Origin of the sequence: Aquimarina discodermiae, from assembly GCF_040786235.1 — a bacterium.
Classification (GTDB): Bacteria; Bacteroidota; Bacteroidia; order Flavobacteriales; family Flavobacteriaceae; genus Aquimarina.
In genome coordinates this window covers 217644-243898 of record NZ_JBFMKP010000001.1, presented here as the reverse complement: position 1 = coordinate 243898, position 26255 = coordinate 217644, and the positions used below count along the sequence as shown (strand labels likewise).

At 34.0% G+C, this 26255-nt stretch carries 13 protein-coding genes and 1 other RNA gene; 5 read left to right on the top strand and 9 right to left on the bottom strand.

The features are described from left to right. Positions 1 to 26 precede the first annotated feature (26 nt). Genes ABW636_RS00800 through ABW636_RS00785 form a run of 4 tightly spaced genes read right to left on the bottom strand, consistent with a single transcriptional unit; the run spans position 27 to position 7049 of the window. Complete coding sequence (locus tag ABW636_RS00800; RefSeq protein WP_367588042.1) at positions 27 to 3098, bottom strand: aminotransferase class III-fold pyridoxal phosphate-dependent enzyme; 3072 nt, start codon at positions 3096 to 3098, stop codon at positions 27 to 29. Further along, positions 3099 to 5138, bottom strand: coding sequence for an MGH1-like glycoside hydrolase domain-containing protein (locus tag ABW636_RS00795; protein WP_367588041.1), 2040 nt, complete (start codon positions 5136 to 5138; stop codon positions 3099 to 3101). Next, positions 5131 to 6036 (bottom strand): aldose 1-epimerase, encoded by a 906-nt coding sequence (locus ABW636_RS00790; protein ID WP_367588040.1) that lies wholly within the window; start codon positions 6034 to 6036, stop codon positions 5131 to 5133. Before ABW636_RS00790 ends, ABW636_RS00795 begins: the two co-directional genes overlap by 8 nt. Positions 6037 to 6050: 14 nt before the next feature. Then, complete coding sequence (locus tag ABW636_RS00785; RefSeq protein WP_367588039.1) at positions 6051 to 7049, bottom strand: GntR family transcriptional regulator; 999 nt, start codon at positions 7047 to 7049, stop codon at positions 6051 to 6053. A gap of 143 nt (positions 7050 to 7192) precedes the next feature. Here ABW636_RS00785 and ABW636_RS00780 point away from each other — a divergent pair, with 143 nt between their 5' ends. From ABW636_RS00780 to pheT, 4 genes are all read left to right on the top strand, one after another. Continuing rightward, on the top strand, positions 7193 to 10312 hold the full coding sequence (locus ABW636_RS00780) for a SusC/RagA family TonB-linked outer membrane protein (protein ID WP_367588038.1): 3120 nt from the start codon (positions 7193 to 7195) through the stop codon (positions 10310 to 10312). Between the two features lie 16 nt (positions 10313 to 10328). Beyond that, complete coding sequence (locus ABW636_RS00775; protein WP_367588037.1) at positions 10329 to 11873, top strand: RagB/SusD family nutrient uptake outer membrane protein; 1545 nt, start codon at positions 10329 to 10331, stop codon at positions 11871 to 11873. A gap of 401 nt (positions 11874 to 12274) precedes the next feature. Continuing rightward, the gene (locus ABW636_RS00770) at positions 12275 to 14494 is read left to right on the top strand and encodes an alpha-N-acetylglucosaminidase (protein ID WP_367588036.1); all 2220 of its coding nucleotides are present in this window, start codon (positions 12275 to 12277) and stop codon (positions 14492 to 14494) included. 171 nt (positions 14495 to 14665) lie between these two features. Then, positions 14666 to 17092: a phenylalanine--tRNA ligase subunit beta gene (gene pheT / locus ABW636_RS00765; RefSeq protein WP_367588035.1), complete on the top strand. Its 2427-nt coding sequence runs from the start codon at positions 14666 to 14668 to the stop codon at positions 17090 to 17092. 228 nt (positions 17093 to 17320) lie between these two features. Here the strand turns inward: pheT and ABW636_RS00760 are convergent, their stop codons facing one another. Next, positions 17321 to 18595 (bottom strand): tetratricopeptide repeat protein, encoded by a 1275-nt coding sequence (locus ABW636_RS00760; protein ID WP_367588034.1) that lies wholly within the window; start codon positions 18593 to 18595, stop codon positions 17321 to 17323. Positions 18596 to 18639: 44 nt separating this feature from the next. Beyond that, on the bottom strand, positions 18640 to 21153 hold the full coding sequence (gyrA, locus tag ABW636_RS00755; protein ID WP_367588033.1) for a DNA gyrase subunit A: 2514 nt from the start codon (positions 21151 to 21153) through the stop codon (positions 18640 to 18642). A 377-nt stretch (positions 21154 to 21530) separates the two neighbouring features. Between gyrA and ABW636_RS00750 the strand changes: the two genes are divergently transcribed. Next, positions 21531 to 24086 carry an ATP-dependent Clp protease ATP-binding subunit gene (locus ABW636_RS00750; RefSeq protein ID WP_367588032.1) on the top strand — a complete coding sequence of 852 codons (2556 nt, stop codon included), beginning with the start codon at positions 21531 to 21533 and terminating at the stop codon, positions 24084 to 24086. Between the two features lie 96 nt (positions 24087 to 24182). Here the strand turns inward: ABW636_RS00750 and rny are convergent, their stop codons facing one another. The 3 genes from rny to ABW636_RS00735 all read right to left on the bottom strand — a co-directional run bounded on the left by rny (position 24183) and on the right by ABW636_RS00735 (position 26255). Further along, positions 24183 to 25751 carry a ribonuclease Y gene (rny, locus tag ABW636_RS00745; protein WP_367588031.1) on the bottom strand — a complete coding sequence of 523 codons (1569 nt, stop codon included), beginning with the start codon at positions 25749 to 25751 and terminating at the stop codon, positions 24183 to 24185. Positions 25752 to 25806: 55 nt separating this feature from the next. Then, positions 25807 to 25913, bottom strand: a non-coding RNA gene (ssrS, locus tag ABW636_RS00740) — 6S RNA. 51 nt (positions 25914 to 25964) lie between these two features. Then, positions 25965 to 26255, bottom strand: a complete 291-nt coding sequence (locus ABW636_RS00735) for a cell division protein ZapA (protein WP_367588030.1) — start codon at positions 26253 to 26255, stop codon at positions 25965 to 25967.

The window sequence follows — 26255 nt, the reverse complement described above, 5'->3', positions numbered from 1 at the left end:
TGTTTATGTGTGAGAGATTGCTTTGCTTAAAGAGTTATTTTTTTGGTTGCATCAGGAAGCTTAAACAGATGTTTTGTCATCATATTTTCACCAAAAACCTTTTGTAGATAAAAAATCAATTCTTCAGCATTTTCTTTTGTAAACACAATAGGAGGCTTAATTTTTAAAACATTGTGATCCGGACCATCTGTACTCATCAAAATTCCATGATCTTTCATCCTGTTCACAAGATAATCTGCTTCATCAGCTAATGGATTCATTGCTTCATCGACCAATTCAAACCCAAGAAATAACCCTTCTCCTCTTACATCTCCTATAATAGGAAACTGTTTGGAAAGTTTATTCAATTCCCATTTTAGAAACTCTCCTACTAATAATGCATTTTCTTGTAATTTTTCGCGTTTTATGGTTCTTAAAACTTCTAGGCCTATAGCGCAGGAAACAGGGTTTCCTCCAAACGTATTAAAATACTCCATCCCATTAGCAAATTTATCTGCCACATCCTGTGTACAAACCACTGCTGCAATCGGATGCCCATTTCCTAATGGTTTACCTATGGTTACAATATCGGGCACTACATTATGTAATTGGAATCCCCAAAAAGTTTTTCCCACTCGTCCGCAGCCCACCTGTACCTCATCAGAAACACAAAGTCCTCCTGCTTCTCTTACATATTTATATGCTTGAGCCAAGAATCCATTAGGAAGCTCTATTTGACCTCCACAGCTTATGATAGGTTCTACAATCAAAGCACCAACACCTCTTCCTTTGGCATGTATCCTTTCTATTTGCTTTTGTACTTCTTTGGCATATTTTTTCCCTGTATTTTCTCCTCTATACTTCCCCCTATATGAATCTGGTAGAGGAAAAACATGCGTATGTTCTGGAGCTCCTTCTCCTCCTTTACCATCAAATTTATAAGAACTGATATCGACACAAGCATTGGTATTACCATGATATCCTATCTCTGATACGATCATATCCTTTTCTTTGGTAGACGCTTTTACCATTCTTAACGCCAACTCATTCGCTTCACTTCCCGAATTTACAAAATGTACCACACTTAACTCTGCTGGTAACGTTTTTAAAAGCTCTTTGGCTAACTCATTAATATTTTCATGTAAATAACGAGAATTAGTATTAATCAGTGCCATTTGTTCTTGCCCCGCACTTACCACTCCTCTATGTTCATGGCCTACATGCGCAACGTTATTAACGGTATCAAGATATTTTTGACCATATTGATCTATTAAAAACTGTCCGCTTCCACGAACCATCTTAATAGGTTCTTTATATTGAAGGCTTAAACTTTTTCCGAGGTACTTTTTTCGAAAAGACACTAGTTCCTCATTAGGCACCTCTTCTCTCTTTTCTAACTCATCTAATTTAAATAATAAATTAGGGTTAGGACATAAACTTTGCCATACACCGATTTGATTGAAGCTTGCTACGCCAGGAAAGTCTTCTTTGTAATCTAACAACGAATGTAAAATTTGAAAATGTAAGTGAGAAGGCCAATTTCCATTTTCTGGGTAATCTCCTAATTTACCAATACATTCTCCTTTTTTTATGGTACCTCCTACCTGTTTTTTCTCTATGCAATCCAGAGTAAGATGCCCATATAAAGTATAAAATTCTATGTTATAGATTTTATGCTTTAAAACAATTAAGCCTCCGTACTCTTTGTCTCCCTCTTTTTTTACAGAAATAACAATTTCACCATCAAACAGTGAGTGCACAAAAGTACCTACTGGTAACCAAAAGTCTATTCCTAAATGAGTACTTCTACTTTCTCTACCATTATTGCCTACCTTATTATAAGATGCTGTTGTATAGAGTGCTCGAGATTCGAGATATCCTCCTGCTATAATCTTATCTGGATTTTGTTTTTGTAACTGCCCAATTTTAAATTGAAATACCTCTAGATCATTTACATCTTGCTGATGTCCCATCCAGGTACTTGCGATACTTAAGTCTATAGGATGAACTTCATTTTTATATACGGTTGGAAAAAGTTCTGATAACTTGAAATGAGTATGACTTGCCCATTCTTTAAACGCTACCTCTTGGGGATGAGCGACAAACCCACATGCTTCTCTAAAACTATAAAGTGCGTAATCTTCGTTTATATCACGCCATTTTTCAAGTATTTCTAAAGCAGATCTCTCACTTATTAATAAATATTCATTGCCCGGTTCTTTTATTTTGTTAAGTGCAGACTTTGTTACCGATATTACCAAACGCATTGCAATTGCATTATACAAATGATCCAACTCTTCTTCCAGCAAAGGAAAAGTAGCATTGTATCCTTTAATCACTGGTAAAGCAGCCTCTAACGGATCTAAATGATGCATAATAGCATACGCGCAGGCAATTGCCACATCATTAATAATCTGGGTATGAATAGCATCTCCATAATCTATTGCTGCTTTCACAACAGGGTTTAAAAAATCATCAGATACAATAACATTGTTATCATTTGCATCATTGTGTACAACAGCTTTTCTTAATTCTGAATAAGAATCAAATTTTGCCTTAAATCTTCTTTGAAAATGAGATATCATTTTTTTCTCTTTTTGAGAAAACAAGCGAATATGCTTTTCGGTCCATAAACACTGGGCAATATCCCATTCAAACTGGCGATGGGCTTCCATGTGATCAAATCCATACAGTGCTTTAGTTAACAGACCACATTGCTCACCCAAACTAAATCTTAAATCGTCTAATTGAGGATTTACACTACTCCATACTCTACCAGAAATCCAAGATAATAATCTTACTTTTCTATTATTACCATGGGTATCTACAACTTCTGAAACTGTCCTGCCATGAACATCTCTTATCACCTTTGGAGCAATAATATTTACCTCTCCTTCTTCTACATATTGCAATAATTCTTGCTGAAAATCTAAATAGTTCTCATCCTCATCTGGGCGCGATATTTTTAGGATGTATCCTTCTTCATCGGATACTTTAATCCTAAAATTGAAATCTATTTCACCCGGAAGCGGCGTTACACATCCTTCTATACCAAACAATTCCTGTGCAATTTCTTTTGCTTGGTCTGCTGTTACCTGTAATGCTGAATATCCTACCATTTAATCTTTCATTATTAACATTAATATATGTGCTGCACTCCAACTAAAGTTATGCGCGTGTAACCCTTCACCCGTTATTGGGTGATAATTTTCTCTTATTGCTTTTCCTTTTCCCAAAATTCCTTCTGCTCCTTCTATAATTTGTTTTGTTGCCTTATCTGCAAGATCATCAAAACCATAATTACGAAGACCACGTACCCCAAAATAAGCCTGATCCAACCAATTCGGTCCTCTCCAGTATCCCTTAAGCGGATCAAACTTGGGATGATCTGCACTCATGGTTTGAAAAGGTACTTTGGTATAAAACTTATTAGGGTCCATCATTCTATTTTTCACAGCTTCTGCCTGTTCTTTTGTAGCTACATTTGCCCACAACGCAGTCCAACCTTCACTTCCTTCTCCTTTAACAAAATCAGTACCTTCTAGGTTGGTGTCATAAAACCATCTATCCTTTGTATCATAAAATTGTTCCTGAATAGCACTTTTTAGTTTTTTTGCCTCTAGTGTATAACGTTTTACATCATCTTTATGGTTTAGAGCATTGGCTAGTATGATTAAATAATGTTTTTCTGCGAATAGGTAAGCATTTAAATCAACACTTTCTTGATTTAATGAATACGCTCCTTCAGAATTCTTAAGGATTTTTGAGTTATCGAACCTTATGGCATTATCCATACCACTCTCCCATTTGGCAGCAACCAAACTACCATCGGTTGATCCATATTCGCATATACCATCTTGATCATGATCTCGATTTTCATACCACCAATAGTGGTATTTCTTTAATTTGGGGTATAATTCTTCCACAAAATTGATATCCTTATCCTTTTCAAATATTTTGACAACTGCCCATGCTGATAATGGTGGTTTTGTATCTCTATAATTGTGATTTTCTATACTAGTATCTCTATACACACAATCTGCTACAAAGCCGTCCTCATCCTGAAACTCGAACATAAGCTTTACTTGCTTTTTTGCTAAATCTATATTATAAAAGGCCAAACCAACAGCATGTTTCCAGGAGTCCCAAGACCAAAAACCGTTAAACCACTTATAATGATAACTAGGAAACAACCCTTCATATTTTATCTCACCGGCAGGAATACGCCAGTTATTTTGTAATGTCAAATGCGATTTAGCAATGACCTCTTTATATCTATAGTCCTTAAAGTTAATATTTATATTTTCTGTTAGGGCTTTTAATTGATTATTTTTTTCATTTTTTCTAACATCTTTAGCTTTATTACAATCTAATTCGATTATAGCAAGCTTTTCTTTATCCCATGAATAGTTCGAAAATATAAACGTTTGAGAAATTACTATTTCCTTAGACTGATTAGGTTCTAAAACAACTCTTTGCGAAGAAGTTACATATGAACTATCCGTACTTGCAACTTTTATTTCTCTAGGAAATAAGATATGTCCAATTGCATCTGTTTTCGATGATCTAATGGTTACCTCATTATTATTTGCAGACAAACTAAGTCTATCTGCCAAAATGGGTTGGTTACTCCAACTAATCAATAAATTTTGAGTGGTTGCACCTACATTTTGTATGGTAGATCGTTGTATTGCGGTATGTCCAGAACTAAAAATCAATTCTTGTGTTAATTCTATATTGTTATTCACAAACTGCTGTTCTAGATGGCTTGCATAGCTTTTACTTGTGTGCTCACTCCATTTAACAGGTTTATTTTTATCACTTTGTATTAAAAGTTGAGAAAGCATTGCACTACTCCATACCCCGTTTTGTTGTGTCATTAAGAAAGGTCCTGAGAACCCTTGCCCTACAGTAATACTATCTGGTATACTGTAGGCAAACCAAGCTCCCTGATCAGAGAACATCAACATTTCTTTATCCTTCTTATGCTTTGGGGTACCTACATAATTAAGTATATCCATACTTGTGATTAAATACTCTTCTTGGGTTTCCTTTACTACAGTAGAAGATTCTGGAGATTCTTTTAATGTAGCCTCCTGTTTACACCCCAAACAAAAGATTAAAAACAGTATTGACAGATAACCTAATTTATTATTCATCATCTTTTATTTTAATTATCCAAGTCACATTATATTCTTCTCCTGCATTCAACACCTGCAACCCAAACTTATTATTAAAGCTATTCGATGGTCCTGTAACAGGCTCTATTGCAATAGCATCTATCCCTTCTGGAGTATAGATTTGTAAATAATTTTCATGAGAAGAAGAACGTATATTAACGCAATAATCTGGTGTTCTAAAATCGACTTCGTTATTATTGAGAACATAACAATCATCAAAACTCTTCCCTCTAACCTGTATCTCTCCATTAAGATTTATATCATCTACCTTAACAGGAATCATTTTTTCATCAAAAGATATTTTTTTATTACTGTCTACAGATAAAAAACTATGGTATAAATCTGTACTCCAGAAATAAGGATGCCATCCAATATTAAAAGGGAATGCTTTTTCATCTTTATTCTTTACAATTACCTTCAATTCGAGTGTACTTTGTCTTAAAATATAGGTTAAGTACAAGGTATAATAGAACGGAAAACCTTTTACTTTTTCGACCTCATCGTAACTTAAAGTGATTGAAGCATAATCATCACAAGTCTCCTCATCGACCAATCTAAAAGTTTTATTATATACCAAACCATGCAGCGCATTATTTTCTTCTTTAGAGTTTACCTCTAATGAATACTGATTTTGTCCAAAAGTATACTCTCCATTTTCTACCCTATTTGTAAAAGGGAATAAAATTGCAGATGCGTATGACACATCATAACTTAGAGGGGATAGATTTTTAATTATCATTTGGTTATCTAGTAACAATTCTTGCAAACTACCGCCTAAACGAATAGCAATTTTTGCTTGTGATTTATTATCTGTGCTTTTTAATTCAACTTGATCCAGGTTTGAGTTTTCATCCTGTATATGATCAATCTTAAACATACTTTTCTATTTAATTATAATGAGTTTCTTAAAATTAAAGTATTCGGATTTTCTATTTTTAATCGCTCTTTATTTTTAATCATCTGCGCTAATCTTTCTCCCATTTTATTAAAGTCGGTAGAAATAGTAGTAATCCCATCTTCGACAATTTCTTTCAACAACGTATCATTATAAGAAATGATACCTATATCATGAGACAGAATTAATCTTTTTTCTTTAATCTTCTTTATAATTAATATTAAATTTCTATCATCTGGTATTAAATATACTTCTCCTTTATTTGGTTCTCTTTCGTTTAGGGTAGCTATTACCTCATACTCAAATTTATTTTGCTTACAAAACGATGTAAAACCATTATACATCCCTATGGGTTGTTTTTCTTCAGGAAAAAGTAGCACCAATTTTTTGTATTTCTTTAGAAGTTCTACTCCATCTAAGAGTCCATTAAACATATCTTTCTCAAAATTTTGATAAATCGTTGGATACCTGGACAACTCCTCATGATATTGATCTAAAATAAATACTTTATCATTTGGGAGTTTTTCTATAACACCATCAATATCTTTAAGATTTGCAGGCATAATTACATAGTAATTATAATCTCCTAAATTATCGTAGATCAATTTACTAAATACGCTATGATTAAAATGATGAAAAAATATATCTACAACCACATTTTCTTCTAAGTTGCTTAAAAATGAGTTGTACAAATCTTCTTTAAAAGCATTTAATTCATCGAACAGTAAAAATATTTTCTGTTTTGTTCGAATATCTTCACTTTTTATATAATATCCTTTTCCCGGAATAGACTGTACAATACCTCTTACTTTTAACTCATTATAAGCCAACATCACCGTATCTCTAGAAAGAGAAAATCTATTTCGAATACTATTTATAGAGGGTAATTTATCTCCTCTTTTTACATGACCGTCTACAATTGCATTTTCTATCGATGCAATAATTTGTTTGTATTTCGGTACTCCAAGATTTGATTGTATAGATATAATACTCATATCGCAAATATAAGATTATTTTTTAATTAACAAACTGGTAGGTACAGGTTGGTTATTTAAAAATAAAAAAATACATTAGCCGTAATGTTTTAACTGTAAACACTTTACGAAAATCATTTTTATCAATTAAAAACAAAGTATTCATGAAAGCAAAAAAACGGAAACACCGATGCTATTCATTTTTATTAACACTACTTGGTTTTACTTTATTAGGATTCACTCACGTCTCCCAAGCACAAAATATCGTAATCACGGGTACTGTTACCGAAAACAATAGCACATCTTCTCCCCTACCGGGAGTTAACATTACAGTAAAAGGTAATACCACAACCGGAACGCAAACAGACTTTGATGGTAAATACTCTATTGAGGTCGAAGGAACGCAAACTATTCTAGTATTTCAATACTTAGGATTTACCACAAAAGAGGCACTGGTAGGTAACCAAACAGTTATTGATGTAAGCTTGGAAGTCGATTCACAAACATTAGATGAAATTGTAATCGTTGGTTATGGCACACAAAAACGAAGTGATGTAACTGGGGCTATTAGCTCTATAAAAACTGAAGATTTAAACAACGTTGTTGTAACCAATCCTATAGATGCTATACAAGGAAGGGTCTCTGGAATTAATGTAACCTCTTCTTCTGGTAGTCCGGGTGGAATAGCCGATATTATGATAAGAGGTACTGCAACTTTCGGCAACAACCAACCTTTATATATAGTAGATGGGGTACAAGCCGATCCTTATTTTATTGACCCTAATAATATAGCATCTATAGAGGTCTTAAAAGATGCCGCTTCTTCTGCAATTTACGGTACAAGAGCTGCCAATGGAGTAATTATAATATCTACTAAACAAGGAAACAAGCAGAAAACAAAAGTAGAAATCAACTCATCGGTAAGTATTAATACCTTACGAAACGAAATGAAGTTATTAGATGCAGATGGATATGTAAATGTTCATCGACAGATATACGAAAATGCAGGAGAACCATTACCATCTTATGTAGAAAACCCTCCAAATGTAAACACAGATTGGATTGATAAAACTCATAAAGATGGAGTTCTTAATTTACTTAATGCCCGAATAACAGGTGGCTCTGAACATATAAATTACAGTATCGGAGGTAATTTTGCAGACGAAAAAGGTATTCTTATTGGTTCCTCATTTACCAAAAAAGGATTAACTCTTAACCTGGGAACCTCTAAAGGAAAATTCAAAATTGCTACAAATTTAAATTATAGTGAAACCCGAAGAGAAAACCATAAATTTTCTATTAGGGAGACGTATTTTATTTCTCCTTTAATCCCTGTTAGAGATGTTACTAAAGAATCTGGTTTTGGGTACAATGACGAAGGTATGCCTGGTCATAGAAATCCTGTAGGTGATGATCATTTTCTTGAACAATACACTAAATTAAATTATTTTTTAGGAAACATTGATATAGGATATGAAATTCTAAAGGGATTAAATTTTAAGGCCAACCTCTCTTTAGCTACTACAGATACTTATACTTACAATTTTCATGAACCTTATAGAGTTACTCGAATAGAAGATGATGATGATATGTTTGCTTTTATTTCTGAGTATAACTCCAAATTTAGAAGAATCAATCAACAATATACCTTAAAATATGATTTCGAAATCAATAAACATAAATTCGATATATTAGGAGGTTACCAACGCATTAGCGAACCTTTTAGAGAGACTTATGCACAAGGAGAAGGATTTAAACTAGATGAGAATGGAGATAGGATTCCTGCAATTATACTAGACCCTAGCTTCAATACCCTAAATGCTTTTGCAGACGGTACCTACTCGGCAGAAGGAACCAACCCTACCTATAATTTGGTATCACAATTTGGTCGAATCAATTACGCCTTAGATGATAAATATCTTTTCCAAGCAAGTATCCGTAGGGATGGAACTTCTAAATTCGGAAGTAATTATCGATATGGAACTTTCCCCTCTTTTGCAACGGGATGGAAAATTACTGATGAAAAATTTATGCAAAATCAAAACATTTTTGATTTCCTAAAATTAAGATATAGCTGGGGACAGGCTGGTAACGATGCTGCTTTGGGGTATTTTGATTATATCGCTTTAATTAGTCAAGGAAAAGATCAGAATAACGGGGGGTATGTTTTTGGTGACCCACAAACATCTAATCAAGGTAGTATTGCAAGAAAGTTACCTAACAACGATTTACGCTGGGAAACAACTACTTCTTCAAATTTTGGATTGGATTTTGCAATGATAAAAAATCGATTAACCGGAGCCATCAATTATTACAACAGTACTACGGATGATTTATTAATTACTAAAGACTTCCCTTCTTCTGGAGGTGTTGAAAGTGATATTGTAAATATAGGAGAGTTTACTAATAACGGTATTGAAATAGAAGTTGGGTATACCAATCGAGATCATGAATTTAAATATGGGGCTTTTGCTACCTTTACCACTACAAAAACCGAGGTAACTAAATTAAGTAATGAAGATCAGGTACTAAGAGGTATTGGCTTATTATTTGGGTCTGATCATTTTGTAAATCAAACCAAAGTAGGTTATGAACCAGGTGCTTATTTCCTACCTGTTGCCGATGGAATCTTTCAAAATCAAGCAGAAATCGATGCTCACGGGGCACAGACAGATACTGCACAACCGGGGGATATACGATTTATAGATCAAAACAACGATGGAGTCATTGATGAAGAGGATGAAGTTCATATGGGGTCTGCCATTCCTACCTATGAATATAGTTTAAACCTAAATGCAGAATATAAAGGATTTGATCTCAATGTATTTTTACAAGGTGTTGGAGGTAATAAAATCTATAACGGTAATGATTTCAGATTAATGAGTTTGGATACCGGAAGAAATTACAGAGAAGAAGCTCTAAACGCTTGGACCCCCAGTAACACCAATACAAGTGTTCCAAGAGCAGTTCTGGGTGATCCTAATAGAAATAATCGAGCTTCTACTCGTTTCTTGGAAGATGGTGATTATTTACGTGTAAAAACAATTCAGTTAGGGTATTCTATTCATCAAAATGTTTTAGAAAAAGTGCATTTTGATAAAATCAGAGTATACATCACTGGCCAAAATCTATTTACCATTACCAATTATAATGGTTTAGACCCCGAAATTGGTGGTATTTCTTTCTCCAATGATACTACACAAAAAGTATTATCAAGAGGAATTGACAGAAACTTATTCCCAAAATACAAATCTGTGATTTTTGGAGTACAATTAGGTTTTTAATTAAAAAATAAAAGCAATGAAAAAATATCATATAATCTCAATAGTAGTAGCGATACTATGCATAGTATCCTGTGAAGATGATAAATTCATAGATCAGTCTCCACCCGATCAATTAACTACCGAAGTTTTCTGGAGAAATCTAGAAGATGCACAAGGTGGTCTAACCGCAGCCTATGCAGAATTAGAGTCTCGAAGTAATTTTTGGGATGGATGGCAAGAAGGACGTCCTGTGGTAGAATATTTTAGGTCTGATTATGCTCTACCTGGGCCTGATGCCACAAATTATGGACACTGGATGTCTATGTTTAACTTCGAATACACCAATGGACATGTATTTTTGGACGTGATGTGGAAAACAAATTACAAAGGACTTAATTTTGCCAACCAAGTAATTACCAAAGTGGGTGAAATGACCTCAGAGCAAATTTCTTCTTCAGATAAACAGCAAATCATAGGAGAAGCTACTTTTTTAAGAGGCTACTACCATTTCAAACTACTTACCCTATTTGAACAAATTGTGTTAAGGGATGAAATGGTAACCCTAGAAAACATAGATAAATCTTTATCTACCAGATCCGAAGCCTGGGAAGCTATTCTCAATGATTTTGAAAGTGCTGCAAATATGCTCCCAGCTACCCAATCCTCAGAAAATTTAGGAAGAGCTACCAAAGGGGCAGCATTGTCTTATTTAGGAAAAGCATATTTGCATAAAGCAGGAGATACATCCTCTGCAGAAAATAATGATTTTGATAATGCTGCTGCTGCCTTCAAACAGGTAGTAGATAGTGGCGTGTATAGTTTAGAACAGGATTTCCTAAGCCTTTTTAATGGTGAAAATGAGAATAATTCAGAATCTATTTTTGAACTACAGTTTAAAAGTGGAGATGGCACCTCATGGAACGCAACAAGACTCCACGCCTTTGTTGGCGACTGGTGCATTGGAGGATGGGGAGGTATAGAAGCTAATATTTCTATTGTAAACGAAATGAAAAAAGAAGGTATGATTGCAACCAATGGACTTTATGATAACAGGCTATATGGCTCTGTATATTTTAAAGACCCTTTCTATAATGATGGTTCTACCAACGAAATGCAAGGAAGTACCTGGGACGTTCTTATAAACGACACCTATCAATCTCCGGATGCCAAAGACAATAGTGCCTATTTTAGAAAATGGTTACCTAACTTTGTGAGAGATAATGGATATGTTGGTGTAAATGTCGTTTTAATGCGTTATGCCGATGTGCTTTTAATGTATGCAGAAGCTCTGAATGAAACAGGAAAAACAGACGAAGCTATTCCAATCATTAACAACATACGAGACGTTCATGGTTTAATGCCTCCAATTACAGCAACTTCGCAGGCAGACGTAAAAACACAAATTATGCATGAGCGAACTATGGAATTGACACTAGAATCAACTCGTTTTAATGACCTGCGCCGTTGGGGATTACTGGATACCGCCATGCAAGCAGTGGGAAGAACAGGGTTTAATGCTTCCGAACACTCTTATTTCCCTATTCCTCTATCAGAAATACAGACAAATAATTTAGTAGATTAAAATTTATAAAATAATATAGAAAAGTAAAAAGTTGAGTTTGAAAACACCTAAAGAAATATCGAATCGATGCTTTAGGTGTTTTTTTATGAAAAATATTAATTTTTCTAATATTAAAATTACAGTATCAACCTAGCATATTCTCTTATTTTTTCTATTTTAACTCTTTCTTTCAAACTAGAAAAAACACTTCTTTATCGCATAAATTGTTTTAAAATGAATCAAATAATTACTACTTTTTTTTACATGTTTTTTTATGCAAACATTTCTATTTATGCGCAAGATCAAGCTAAAAAAACACCTTTTATTAACAGTGATGCTATAAACAACATTATTAATGATAGCATCTTTTTAAATTCACAAAACACAATTCATTCATCAATTCCTATTTAAACATCATATCAATGAAAACATATGTTTCTTATATAATTCTAGGGCTTTTTTTTAGTATTATTAGTTGCTCAGAACCCGTTACACAAAAAGTTGAAGAAAAACTAGCTGCACAAGAAGTATTAGAGCGTACCATTGGTAAAACAAACGCTGAAAATTTTGTACTACAAATCGAGCAAGATACGTTAAAAACAGATTGGTTTTCGATTCAAAAGCAAGGCACCAAAATTTTTATAAATGGTAACTCTCAAATAGCACTTTGCAGAGGTGTATATGATTATCTAAAAAGCGAATGTAATAACATTTATAGTTGGTCTGGTAATACTATTAACATCCCCAAAGAGCTACCTAATGTTAACAAGAAAGTAGAAAGTCCTTATCAGTTTCGCTATTACTTTAATGTAGTAACTCATGGATATACCACCGCATATTGGGATTGGAAACGTTGGGAAAAAGAAATAGACTGGATGGCCATTCATGGTATTAACATGCCTCTTATTGGAGGGGCGCATGAAGCAATTCTATCCAGAGTTTTTCAAAATATTGGTCTTACAAAATCAGAAATCGATCAATATTTTTCTGGCCCTGCTCATTTCCCATGGAATAGAATGGGAAATTTAAACGGTTGGGATGGTCCTCTACCCGATTCATATTTTCCAAAACAAATTGCTCTAACGCACCAAATGCTGGATCGTATGAAAAAACTAGATATGAGCCCTATTATTCATGCTTTTGCAGGTTTTGTCCCTAAAGGTATAAAAAGAGTTTTCCCAGAAGCCGAAGTTCGTGAATTAGGATGGGGAGGTGGACTACCCAAAGAAAATAATGGTTTTATCCTATCCCCAGACAGTGATCTTTTTATTAAAATAGGAGCTCTATACATCAAAGAGTGGGAAAAAGAATTTGGCAAAGGCGAATATTATCTAGCAGATAGCTTTAACGAAATGGATGCTCCACTTTCTAAAGATCCTCAAAAAGCTCTTGAAGAATTGGCAATCTATGGAGGATCGGTATATGAATCTATTAAAAAAGAAAACCCAGATGCAACTTGGGTAATGCAAGGGTGGACCTTTCCTTATCACAAAGATGAAAACAGAAAATTATTCTGGACACCAGAACGATTGGGAGCACTAGTTTCTAAAGTACCAGATGACAAATTATTAATATTAGATTTGGCTAATGAATACAATCATGTATTCTGGAAAATAGATCCTTCCTGGAAAATGTATGACGGCTTTTTTGGTAAGAAATGGATTTACTCTTTTATACCCAATATGGGAGGTAAAATACCACTGAACGGAAAATTAGATATATATGCCTCTATTCCTTCTCTCGCTCTTAATTATGAAAACAAAAAGAATCTGGTTGGTTTTGGTTTTGCCCCAGAAGGAATCGAAAATAATGAAATAGTATATGAATTATTATCAGATATAGCCTGGACAAAAGAAAAAATAGAGTTAAATCCATGGGTAGAAAAATATTGTATTCAGCGTTATGGAGCTTTTCCCGAAGATATGAAAACAGCTTTCGAATGGCTCAATAAATCGGCATTCGGATCTTTTACCGATCACCCTATGCACCGATATCAATTTAGACCTTATAAAAAACCAGAAGGTGTCGAAGATCATGCTACTGTTCACAAATCTGAAGAATTTGGCAAAGCCGTCGAATATTTTTTAAACTGTATTCCTCAACTAAAAAACAGTGAACTTTTTAAAATAGATGCCATCGAAATAGCAGTACAATATCTTGGGTTAGTAGCAGATCAAAAATTGCTAGATTTTCTTGATAATGAAACAGAAGAAAAATCAAAACAATTAGATGAAGTTATGGAATTACTACTCATCATGGATAAGCTATTAGCTTCTCACCCTAATCGAAATCTGCAAGAATGGGTAGATTTTGCCAGAAACTGGGGAGATACAGAAAAAGATAAAAACTACTATGAATCTAATGCAAAAAGGTTATTAACCACTTGGGGTGGCGACCCTGTTAATGATTATTCTGGTAGAGTTTGGAGTGGTTTGATTCGAGATTACTATGTTCCAAGATGGGTTAATTATCATCAAGACGAGAGTGCTGATAAAAAACAAAATATGCGAAATTGGGAAGAAGAATGGATTATGAAACAAGGAATCTCTACTTCAGTTCCTTTTGATGAGCCCCTAACCATCTTAACTACGCTATTTAAAAAACATAAAAACGAGTTTGCAAACAAACAAGATTTAAAATAGTCTGTTTCTAGAATAGTTATTTTTCATTAATTTACTATTGATCAGTATAATTAGACTGAAATAGAAAGTACTTAACATTTATAGGTCATATTTTATGAAGATAAGATCGTTCTTGTTTGTAACCTTTAGGCAATATATTATCTTTACCGACTGAATTAAGAAAGATTACAAATGAAGATTTCATACAACTGGCTAAAACAATTTATCAATCTAAACTGGGATGCAGAAAAGGCGGGCGAACTTCTTACTGACTTAGGACTCGAAGTAGAAGGAATAGAAAGCTTTCAAAGTGTTAAAGGAGGCTTAGAAGGTGTTGTTGTAGGGCAAGTACTAAACTGTGAAAAACATCCTAATGCCGACAAATTAAAGGTTACAAAGGTAGACCTAGGAGGTCCAGAACCCGTACAAATTGTTTGTGGAGCACCAAACGTTGCGGTAGGTCAAAAAGTTCCTGTTGCTACAATTGGCACCAAACTTTACGATGATAATGGCCAGGAATGGACAATAAAAAAGGGGAAAATTAGAGGTGAAGAAAGCCACGGTATGATTTGTGCCGAAGATGAATTAGGATTGGGAAAAGCACATGATGGAATCATGGTATTAGATGCCGATATTCCTGTAGGTACCAAAGCTTCTACCGTTTTTGACATCGAAAATGATCAGATTTTTGAAATTGGATTGACACCTAATCGTGCCGATGCCATGAGTCATTGGGGTACAGCCCGTGATCTTAAAGCCGGATTATTGCAAAAGGATATAAATATAGAACTTATTACGCCATCGGTAAGTAACTTTAGAGTTGAAAACAGATTGCATAAAATTGATATCGAAGTAGCGAATACTGATCTGGCACCAAGATATTGTGGAGTAACAATTTCTAACGTTAAGGTTAATGAATCTCCAAGTTGGCTACAACATCGATTAAAAGCAATAGGAATTACTCCCAAAAACAATATTGTAGATGTAACTAATTATGTATTACACGAACTAGGGCAACCTTTGCATGCGTTTGATGCACATTATATTGAAGGTGAAAAGATTGAAGTAAAAACTGTTAAAGCTGGCACAAAATTCACAACTCTCGATGAAGTAGAAAGAGAACTACATGCAGAGGATCTTATGATTTGTGATGCTGTAAAACCGCTTTGTATTGCAGGTGTTTTTGGTGGTATTAACTCTGGGGTAACAGAAAGCACCACCTCTATATTCTTAGAAAGCGCCTACTTTAATCCTGTTAGTGTTAGAAAAACTGCAAAAAGACATAGTTTAAATACTGATGCTTCCTTTAGGTTTGAAAGAGGCATTGATCCTAATATTACAGAGTATGCTTTAAAGAGAGCTGCTTTATTGATACAAGAATTAGCCGGAGGAATCATTTCTAGTGAAATTACAGATCTATATCCTAAAAAGATTGAAGATACTCAGGTTTTTTTATCGTTCGAAAATGCTACTAAGCTTATCGGAGAAGAACTTCCTTCTGATACTATCAAAAGTATTCTTACCTCTTTGGATATAAAAATTAATAGTGTTACAGAACTGGGTGTAGGACTCACAATCCCTGCTTATAGAAATGATGTACAAAGAGAAGCAGATGTCATAGAAGAAGTGCTTAGAGTATATGGATATAACAATATTGGTTTTACTCAAAAACTAAATGCTTCTATCTCTAATATCGACAAATTTGCAGATCACTCGGTACAAAATACCATTTCGAATCAGTTTGTTGGTCAAGGGTTTCATGAAATGATGTCTAACTCATTGACTTCGCCAGAATATACCAGTCTAAGCGAACAAATAAAAGAGGACAACAATATACTAATGCTAAATCCCTTAAGTAATGATTTAGCAGTTATGCGACAGTCTATGTTATTTTCTGGGCTAGAAGCTATTGCATACAACAGTAACAGAAAACGGTCAAATCTAAAATTGTTCGAATTCGGAAAAACATACCACCTTTACGAAAATGAAAGAATCGAGAACAAACACTTAAGTGTTCTTATTTCTGGTGATCGATCCAAAGAGTCTTGGGTTGCTAACTCTAAGGGAAGTGATTTCTTTTACTTAAAAGGAATTGTAATTTCTGTTCTGGAGCGCTTGGGGCTAAATAAACTAAAATCATCTCCGATAAAAAATGATATTTTTACTGAAGGTTTATCATTGTCATTAGGCAAGACCAAATTGGTTGATTTTGGAAATGTTAAAAAATCTGTTCTTAAGCATTTTGCAATTTCTCAAGAAGTATGGTTTGCCGATTTTAATTGGGATGCTGTATTAAATTTTGCCCAACACAACAAGATAAAATATACAGAAATCCCTAAGTTTCCAGAAGTAAGAAGAGATTTTGCGCTCTTATTAGAAGAATCAGTTAAATTTGAAGATATTCATACTCTGGCCAAACAGACAGAAAAACAACTTCTAAAAGAAGTGAACTTATTCGATGTATATCAAGGAGAAAATCTTCCTAACGGCAAAAAGTCTTATGCGGTAAGTTTTATTATTCAGGATGAAAATAAAACACTTACAGATAAACAGATTGATAAAATAATGAACAAATTACAACATAATTTTGAAACCAAATTAGGAGCAGAATTAAGATAAAATAGCTATCATCTCAAAATATATACTATTAACCACCGTTTAAAACGGTGGTTTTTTTTAGTTCAATTATTTTATAACAGACACACCATTACATCTTCTTTCTAACAAAAATCATTATAGTTAATTACATACTATAGAATTAGTATTACAAAAGAAGAAAAACGACATATATAAAAAGGAGAGTATTTTTTAATACTCCCCTTTTTATATTATTTATAACTATATATTTTAGTTACCTCCCTCTAAAGCTTTTAGTTTATTTTTCATAATATCTGCTTTAGGGTCATCTAACTGATAAAAGATATTCATTAATGTACGAATCGCATCTATGTTATCAGGGTTACTTTTTAAGGCACCTTCTAAATAAGGAACTGCACTTGTATAAATATTTTGTCTCTCTTTCTTAAGTACTTCGTAACGCTTATTATCAGCACTAGAAGTTCCTAATGCATTCATTTCATCTACAACACTTTTTTCTTTTCCTAAGATCAAAGCAGCTATATTTATTTGAGCAGAAGTGTAATCTGGCTTAATCTCTAGTGCTTTTTTATAGTATACTAATGCTTGATCATTATCACCTAAACGAGAAGCGCTTACTCCTAAGTTATATAACAAATCAGGGTTTTCTGGATCGTTAGCAACAATTTTCTCCATCAACTCTTTATATTTCTCAATATTTCCTAATTTATAATACAAATCTGCTTCTGCCTGCATAAGTGTAGCATCATTTGGATTTTCTTTTGAAGCGTTTTCTATAGCAGTAATAGCTTCTTTATTTTTTCCTTGACTTACATAAATTAAGGCAATATTCTTAGCTATTTCTCCTTTTTTAGATTCTGAAGTTCTAACCTCAGGCTTGATATACTCTCCACTTTTTACAGAAACATCTCTTAGTTGTTTAGAACCAAAAACTTCAATCTCACCAGTTTCCTTTTTTGTAGCTACAAATTCTTTTTTAATTCCTGTATATCCTAGATCTTGTAATTCATTATAATACTTTAATGCTGTATCATAATCTTGGGCATTAATTGCATTACCAGCTGCATAATATAAATAAGTCCCATCTCCTTTTTCTATGGTATAACTAAGATATAACTTCTTTGATGCAGTTTTATAATTCTTCGCATTTTGATCCTTAATAGCACTATCTATTAATGTAGCAACCAAACTTTGAATATTTTTAGTTGCTTCTACTGTATATTTTGATCCACCAGCAGCTTTTTCTACTTCTATTGCTTTATTGTATGCATTAGCAGCCCCTTCCATTTTCTCTAAAGAGTCACCAGCAGAAGCAGAAAATACTTTTCCTTTAAGGAAATAATATTGTGCTTTCATCTTTTCATCTGCTGCTCCTAATTGTCCTTCTGCAGCTTTTAAAGCATCGCTAGCTACATCTAGCTGCCCAGATTTTATAGCTTTAGCTGCCGCTTTTATAGCTTGCTTCTGTGAAAATCCGATAGCGCTAAAAGCTAAGAATAATACTACGATAAATTTAGTTTTCATTACTTGTTAATTTTAATATTGGGATTTAATTATTGTTGTTTCTTTTAATTATCAATATTCGTGCCATCTGCGGCATTTTCATTGCCGATTTCCTCATCGTTTTCATCATCGATATTGTCCTCATCATGCATGACTTTGGCAACAGCAGCAATAGAGTCTTTACCTTTTAAATTTATAAGACGCACACCTTGTGTTGCTCTTCCCATTACACGTAAATCTTCTATAGCAAGACGAATCGCAATTCCAGACTTATTAATAATCATTAAATCATCAGAATCTGTTACATTTTTAATAGCAACCAGCTTACCTGTTTTGTCTGTAACAGAAATGGTTTTTACTCCTTTACCACCTCTGTTTGTTATTCTATAGTCTTCTAATTTAGAACGTTTTCCATAGCCATTTTCAGAGACTACAAGGATATTACTTTCCATTTCATTAACTGCTACCATTCCTATTACTTCATCTTCTTCATCGGCCAATCGTATACCTCTAACACCAGAAGCACCACGCCCCATAGGTCTGGTCTTTTCTTCTTCAAAACGAATTGCTTTTCCTGATTTTACCGCCAGCATCACTTGACTCTTTCCGTTGGTTAATTTTGCCTCAAGAAGCTCATCATTTTCTTTAATTGTAATTGCATTAATACCATTTGTTCTAGGTCTAGAATATTGCTCTAATGAGGTTTTCTTAACCTGTCCCTTTTTGGTAGCCATAATGACATAATGTGAATTTATATACTCTTCGTCTTTAAGATCCTGTGTACATATAAACGCTTTTACCTTATCATCATTATGAATATTAATTAGATTTTGTATTGCTCTTCCTTTAGATGTTTTACTACCTTCAGGAATTTCATATACTCTCATCCAAAAACATTTACCGTTTTGCGTAAAGAACAACATATATTGATGATTCGTTCCAACAAATAAATGTTCTAGAAAATCTTCATTACGTGTTGTACTTCCTTTTTGACCTACTCCTCCTCTATTTTGTTTTTTATACTCATTAAGAGAAGTTCTTTTAATATACCCAGCATGTGAAATTGTAATCACTACTTTTTCATCCGGAATCATATCTTCGATACTTAAGTCTCCACCGGCATATTCTATTTGAGAACGACGTTCATCACCGTATTTATCTTTAACCTCTTGAAGTTCTTCTTTAATAATATCCATTCTACGCTCTTTCTTAGCTAAGATATCTTTAAGATCTTCTATGGTTTTCATCAACTCATCATACTCTGCACGTAACTTGTCTTGCTCTAGTCCTGTTAATTGACGCAAACGCATTTCGACAATTGCTTTTGCCTGAATTTCAGAAAGCTTAAAGCGTTCCATTAATTTTTCACGGGCCTCATCAGCATTCGCCGAAGAACGTATTAACGCTATAACTTCATCAATATTGTCTGAAGCAATAATTAATCCTTCAAGAATATGTGCACGTTCTTCTGCTTTCTTGAGTTCATATTTTGTTCTACGAACAACAACCTCATGTCTATGCTCTACAAAATAATGAATCATTTCTTTTACGTTCAATAATTGTGGTCGACCATTAACCAACGCAATATTATTAACACTAAAAGAAGATTGTAAAGCTGTATACTTATATAATAGATTAAGAACTATATTAGGTATTGCATCACGCTTCAAAATATAAACGATACGCATACCTTTTCTATCGGATTCATCTCTTATCGATGAAATCCCATCTATCTTCTTATCATTAACAAGATCTGCAGTTTTTTTAATCATATCAGCCTTATTAACCTGATATGGGATTTCTGTAACGATGATGCATTCTCTACCATTCACTTCTTCAAAACTAGCTTTGGCACGCATTACGATTCTACCTCTTCCAGTTTTAAAAGCTTCTCGAACACCATCATATCCATATATGATACCTCCTGTAGGAAAATCAGGAGCTTTGATATGTTGTATTAATTCATCAATTTCTATCGCATCGTTTTCGATATATGCTATAGTTCCATCTACTACTTCACTTAGATTATGAGGTGGCATATTAGTTGCCATACCAACAGCAATACCCGATGCACCATTTATAAGTAATCCAGGTACTCGAGTCGGTAAAACAGTAGGTTCTTTAAGTGTATCATCAAAATTTAAAGTATGATCTACCGTATCCTTTTCGATATCTGCAAGCATATCTTCAGATATCTTACGCATTCTTGCTTCGGTATAACGCATTGCAGCTGGACTATCACCATCTACAGAACCAAAGTTACCTTGCCCGTCAACCAACATATATCTCAAACTCCACTCCTGAGCCATTCGAACCATGGTATCATATACAGAAGTATCCCCATGCGGGTGATATTTCCCTAGCACCTCTCCTACAATTCTTGCAGATTTCTTATGAGCACTATTTGCTTTAACACCTAGTTCGTACATACCATATAAAACACGTCTATGTACGGGTTTAAGACCATCCCTAACATCTGGTAGTGCCCGAGATACAATAACAGACATTGAGTAATCAATGTATGCTGATTTCATCTCATCTTCTATATTGATAGGTATAAGCTTTTCTCCGTCAGCCATAAAATTTTATTTAATTCAAAAATTAATTAATTCAAACGCGCTAATTTACGTAAATTAAGACAGTTTTAACAACGTATTTATTACCTAATATACGTAATTTATTAACAACAATGACGACTTAGATAGTTAATAAGTCTACTCCTAATGGTTTTGATTATTAAAGCTTTTTTTGTCTATTTACCGTAATTAATAAAAAAAGTGCCGTAATTTATATTTGAAAACACTAGATGACTCCAAAAAAAAAGAGTAGAATTGTATTGAAAAATAGCTTATTACAAAAAAAACACACATTATTGATCGATTAAAAGAGGGCTTTTTGTAAATGTAACTCTAAAAATTACTATTTTAGTTATAAAGAAAAAGAAAGAGAATATTTTATGGATGATAATTTTTCACCAAGGGTTAAAGATGTTATTGCTTACAGTAAAGAAGAAGCGCTTAGGTTAGGCCATGACTTTATTGGTACCGAACATCTTATGTTGGGACTGCTTCGTGATGGAAGTGGAAAAGCGATTAATATCCTGGATGCTCTGGATATTGATCTTACTATTTTAAGAAGAAAAGTAGAAATCCTCAGCCCGGCAAACCCTGATATAATGGTGACTTCGAACGAGAAAAAAAACCTACATTTAACCAGGCAGGCAGAACGAGCCCTGAAAACTACATTTTTAGAAGCTAAACTTTTTCAAAGTTCTTCTATCAATACAGCACATCTTCTGCTTTGCATTTTAAGAAACGAAAATGACCCAACTACGAAACTTTTAAATCGTTTAAAGGTGGATTATGATAACGTTAAAGACCAATTTAAGTTTATGATTGCTAACGAAGAAGAATATATAGATAACCCAAAAGCAGAATCTTTTCCAGACGATGATGATTTGTCAGGAGATGCTTCAAAAGAAAACCCTTTTAATTCACCTGGAGCTGGTAGTAAAGCAGGAAAAAAATCTAAAACACCAGTTTTAGATAATTTTGGAAGAGATCTTACTGTCATGGCAGAAGAAGGAAAACTTGATCCTGTGGTAGGCCGATCTAAAGAAATTGAACGAGTATCACAGATACTAAGTAGAAGAAAAAAGAACAACCCTCTTTTAATAGGTGAACCTGGTGTAGGTAAGTCTGCAATTGCAGAAGGACTTGCCTTACGAATTGTAAAACGAAAAGTTTCAAGAATCTTATTTGACAAGAGAGTAGTCACCTTGGATTTGGCCAGTTTGGTTGCCGGTACAAAATATCGCGGTCAATTCGAAGAAAGAATGAAAGCGGTTATGAATGAGCTTGAAAAAAATGATGATATCATTTTATTTATAGATGAAATTCATACCATCGTAGGTGCTGGAGGCGCTACAGGAAGCCTAGATGCTTCGAATATGTTTAAACCAGCATTGGCAAGAGGTGAAATTCAATGTATAGGTGCTACTACCCTAGATGAATATAGACAATACATAGAAAAAGACGGTGCGCTAGAGAGAAGATTTCAGAAAGTTATCGTTGAGCCAACCAATATTGAAGAAACTATAGAGATTCTTAATAACATTAAAGAAAAATACGAAGAACACCATAACGTTAATTACACACCAGAAGCTATTGAGGCTTGTGTAAAATTAACCAACAGATATATGACCGATAGATTCTTACCAGACAAAGCTATTGATGCTTTGGACGAAGCTGGATCCAGAGTTCATATCACAAATATTGATGTTCCTAAAAAAATTCTTGATCTTGAGAAAAAACTTGAAGAAGTAAGAGAACTCAAAAACAGTGTTGTCAAAAAACAAAAATATGAAGAGGCTGCCAAGCTTAGAGATGATGAAAAAAATCTTGAAAAAGAGCTAGCAACTGCTCAAGAACAATGGGAAAAAGAATCCAAACTTCATAAGGAAACGGTAGATGAAGAGAATGTGGCAGATGTTGTTTCTATGATGACAGGTATCCCTGTAAATCGTATTGCCCAAACAGAGAGTAACAAACTAGCAGAATTACCAAACCTAATAAAAGGTAAAGTAATTGGACAGGATGATGCGGTTTCTAAAGTTGTAAAAGCAATTCAGCGTAATCGAGCGGGACTTAAAGATCCTAACAAACCTATCGGTTCTTTTATTTTCTTAGGACAAACAGGAGTAGGAAAAACACAATTAGCAAAAGTATTAGCTACCGAGCTTTTTGATAGCGAAGACACTCTTATTAGAATAGATATGAGTGAATATATGGAGAAATTTGCTGTTTCGAGATTAATAGGAGCTCCTCCAGGATATGTAGGATATGAAGAGGGTGGACAATTAACAGAAAAAGTTAGAAGAAAGCCTTATGCAGTTGTATTATTAGATGAGATTGAAAAAGCACATCCAGACGTTTTTAACATGATGCTTCAAGTATTAGATGATGGATACCTAACCGATAGCTTGGGTCGTAAAATAGATTTTAGAAATACTATTATCATTATGACTTCTAATATTGGTGCCCGTAAACTAAAAGATTTCGGACAAGGAGTTGGTTTCGGTACTAGTGCCAAGAAATCACAAGCAGAAGATCATGCAAAAGGAATTATAGAAAACGCTCTAAAAAAGGCGTTTGCTCCAGAATTTCTTAATAGAGTTGATGATGTAATTGTATTCAACGCATTAGAAAGAGAAGATATTCATAAAATTATCGACATAGAGCTTGATAAGCTTTACGGCAGAATAAATGATCTGGGATACAATCTATCACTTAGCAACGAAGCAAAAGATTATATCACAGAGAAAGGTTTTGACAGACAATATGGTGCCAGACCATTAAAAAGAGCCATTCAAAAATATATTGAAGATGCTCTTGCAGAAGAAATTATAAATGCACAGTTACAAGAAGGTGACAGTATTTTTATGGATCTAGACAAAGACTCTAGTGAATTAACAATCACTATTAAAAAAGCCAAAAAATCGGCTGAGTCGTAATAATTTAAATCATTAACACACCCAAAAAAGGCTATTGTTTTAAAAACAATAGCCTTTTTTACTTATTATGATTAGTCAGGTTTTATTACCTAATAATTATTTTGCAATATTCACCGCTCTGGTTTCTCTAATAACCGTTATTTTTACCTGACCAGGATACGTCATATCTGTTTGTATTTTTTGCGAAATTTCAAATGATAAGCTTGCTGCTTTTTCATCATTTACCTTTTCACTCTCTACAATAACTCGTAACTCACGCCCTGCTTGTATCGCATACGCCTTCTTAACACCTTCAAACCCAAATGCAATTCCTTCAAGATCTTTTAATCGCTGTATGTATGAATCTAACACCTGCCTTCTTGCCCCAGGTCTAGCACCACTTATCGCATCACATACCTGTACAATAGGAGAAATCAATGAAGTCATTTCTACTTCGTCGTGATGCGCTCCAATAGCATTACACACTTCTGGTTTTTCTCCGTATTTTTCTGCCCATTGCATCCCTAAAATAGCGTGAGGAACCTCTGTTTCTGTATCTGGCACTTTACCAATATCATGAAGCAATCCCGCTCGTTTAGCTAACTTTGGACTTAATCCTAACTCTGCAGCCATTACTCCACACAACTTTGCTACCTCTCTAGAGTGTTGCAAGAGGTTTTGTCCGTAAGAAGATCGGTATTTCATCCTTCCCACAGTTTTTATCAATTCTGGATGCAATCCATGAATACCCAAATCAATAACGGTACGCTTACCGACCTCTATAATTTCTTCATTAATTTGTTTTCTAGTCTTTTTAACAATCTCCTCTATTCGTGCAGGGTGAATCCTTCCATCGGTAACCAACTTATGCAATGATAGCCTGGCAACCTCACGTCTCACAGAATCAAAGCATGATAATATAATTGCTTCTGGCGTATCATCTACAATAATTTCTACTCCTGTTGCAGCTTCAATCGCTCTAATATTCCTTCCTTCTCTACCAATAATTCTACCTTTTACATCATCGCTTTCTATATTAAACACAGAAACACAATTCTCGATCGCCTCTTCTGTACCTATTCGTTGGATCGTATTAATCACTACCTTTTTAGCCTCTTGTCTTGCAGTTAGCTTAGCCTCTTCGATCGTATCTTGTATCAGACCCATCGAATCTGTCTTTGCTTGTTCCTTTAGGGACTCTACTAATTGTTCTTTAGCTTCTTCTGCAGATAATCCAGATATCACCTCTAGTTGTTGCACCTGGCTTTTATGCAACTTTTTAAGCTCACTTCGTTTTTTCTCTAAATAATCTTTACGTTGGTCTTGTTCTTTTAACTTTTCAATAAGCTCTGTATTAAGCTTTTTATTTTTTGACAATTCATTCGAAACTTGTGATTCTTTATCTCTTGTCCTTTTTTCTGCCTCTGCAATTTTTTTGTCACGTGACAGGATCACTTTTTCATGTTCTGATTTAAGCTCGATAAATTTTTCTTTAGCCTGAAGGATTTTATCTTTTTTAATTGTCTCTCCTTCACTCTTAGCATCTCTTACTATACTATCTGAAGTTTTCTTTGCATTTTTAATAATTTCGGACGCTTTACTTCGCTCCAGGACCTTTGCAATTATAAAACCTATAATTAGCCCCGCTATCCCGGCAACAATCAAAAACATACTATTATCATCCATAATTTTTATGAGTATTTATATATAAAAAAAGCCCACACTAGTAAAGGTTCTGTATAAACTCTGTAAAAACAGGTTTAGGGCTAACAAATTGCTCAAGAATCCGCTCAAGGCGGCGCGCTTTTACAATTTAAACTCACCCTTTTTAATTAATTCTTGTTGAGTTTATCAAAATAACAACTAGTGCAGGCAGTAACCTTATTTATTTTAAGAACGTCACGATAAATGATTATGTAACAGGTCGTTTAATTCACTTAACCTATTAGAAACAGTAATCATATCTTCATCTTTATCTATAGTCTTTTGTTCTACTTGTGAAGCAAACTGTAAAGCACACATTGCCAATACATCTTGCTTATCTCTAACTGCATAACTTTGCTCAAACTGCTTTATCATAGCTTCAATTTTCTTTGCAGCCTTACGCAATCCCTCTTCCTGATCCGGATTAATTGTTAAAGGATATACACGGTCTGCAATAGATAATTTTATTTTAAGCTTATCTCCCAT

Coding starts and splice junctions, on each gene's coding strand:
- ABW636_RS00800 (WP_367588042.1), bottom strand. CDS start 3,098: ATGGTAGGATATTCAGCATTACAGGTAACAGCAGACCAAGCAAAAGAA.
- ABW636_RS00795 (WP_367588041.1), bottom strand. CDS start 5,138: ATGAATAATAAATTAGGTTATCTGTCAATACTGTTTTTAATCTTTTGT.
- ABW636_RS00790 (WP_367588040.1), bottom strand. CDS start 6,036: ATGTTTAAGATTGATCATATACAGGATGAAAACTCAAACCTGGATCAA.
- ABW636_RS00785 (WP_367588039.1), bottom strand. CDS start 7,049: ATGAGTATTATATCTATACAATCAAATCTTGGAGTACCGAAATACAAA.
- ABW636_RS00780 (WP_367588038.1), top strand. CDS start 7,193: ATGAAAGCAAAAAAACGGAAACACCGATGCTATTCATTTTTATTAACA.
- ABW636_RS00775 (WP_367588037.1), top strand. CDS start 10,329: ATGAAAAAATATCATATAATCTCAATAGTAGTAGCGATACTATGCATA.
- ABW636_RS00770 (WP_367588036.1), top strand. CDS start 12,275: ATGAAAACATATGTTTCTTATATAATTCTAGGGCTTTTTTTTAGTATT.
- pheT (WP_367588035.1), top strand. CDS start 14,666: ATGAAGATTTCATACAACTGGCTAAAACAATTTATCAATCTAAACTGG.
- ABW636_RS00760 (WP_367588034.1), bottom strand. CDS start 18,595: ATGAAAACTAAATTTATCGTAGTATTATTCTTAGCTTTTAGCGCTATC.
- gyrA (WP_367588033.1), bottom strand. CDS start 21,153: ATGGCTGACGGAGAAAAGCTTATACCTATCAATATAGAAGATGAGATG.
- ABW636_RS00750 (WP_367588032.1), top strand. CDS start 21,531: ATGGATGATAATTTTTCACCAAGGGTTAAAGATGTTATTGCTTACAGT.
- rny (WP_367588031.1), bottom strand. CDS start 25,751: ATGGATGATAATAGTATGTTTTTGATTGTTGCCGGGATAGCGGGGCTA.
- ABW636_RS00735 (WP_367588030.1), bottom strand. CDS start 26,255: ATGGGAGATAAGCTTAAAATAAAATTATCTATTGCAGACCGTGTATAT.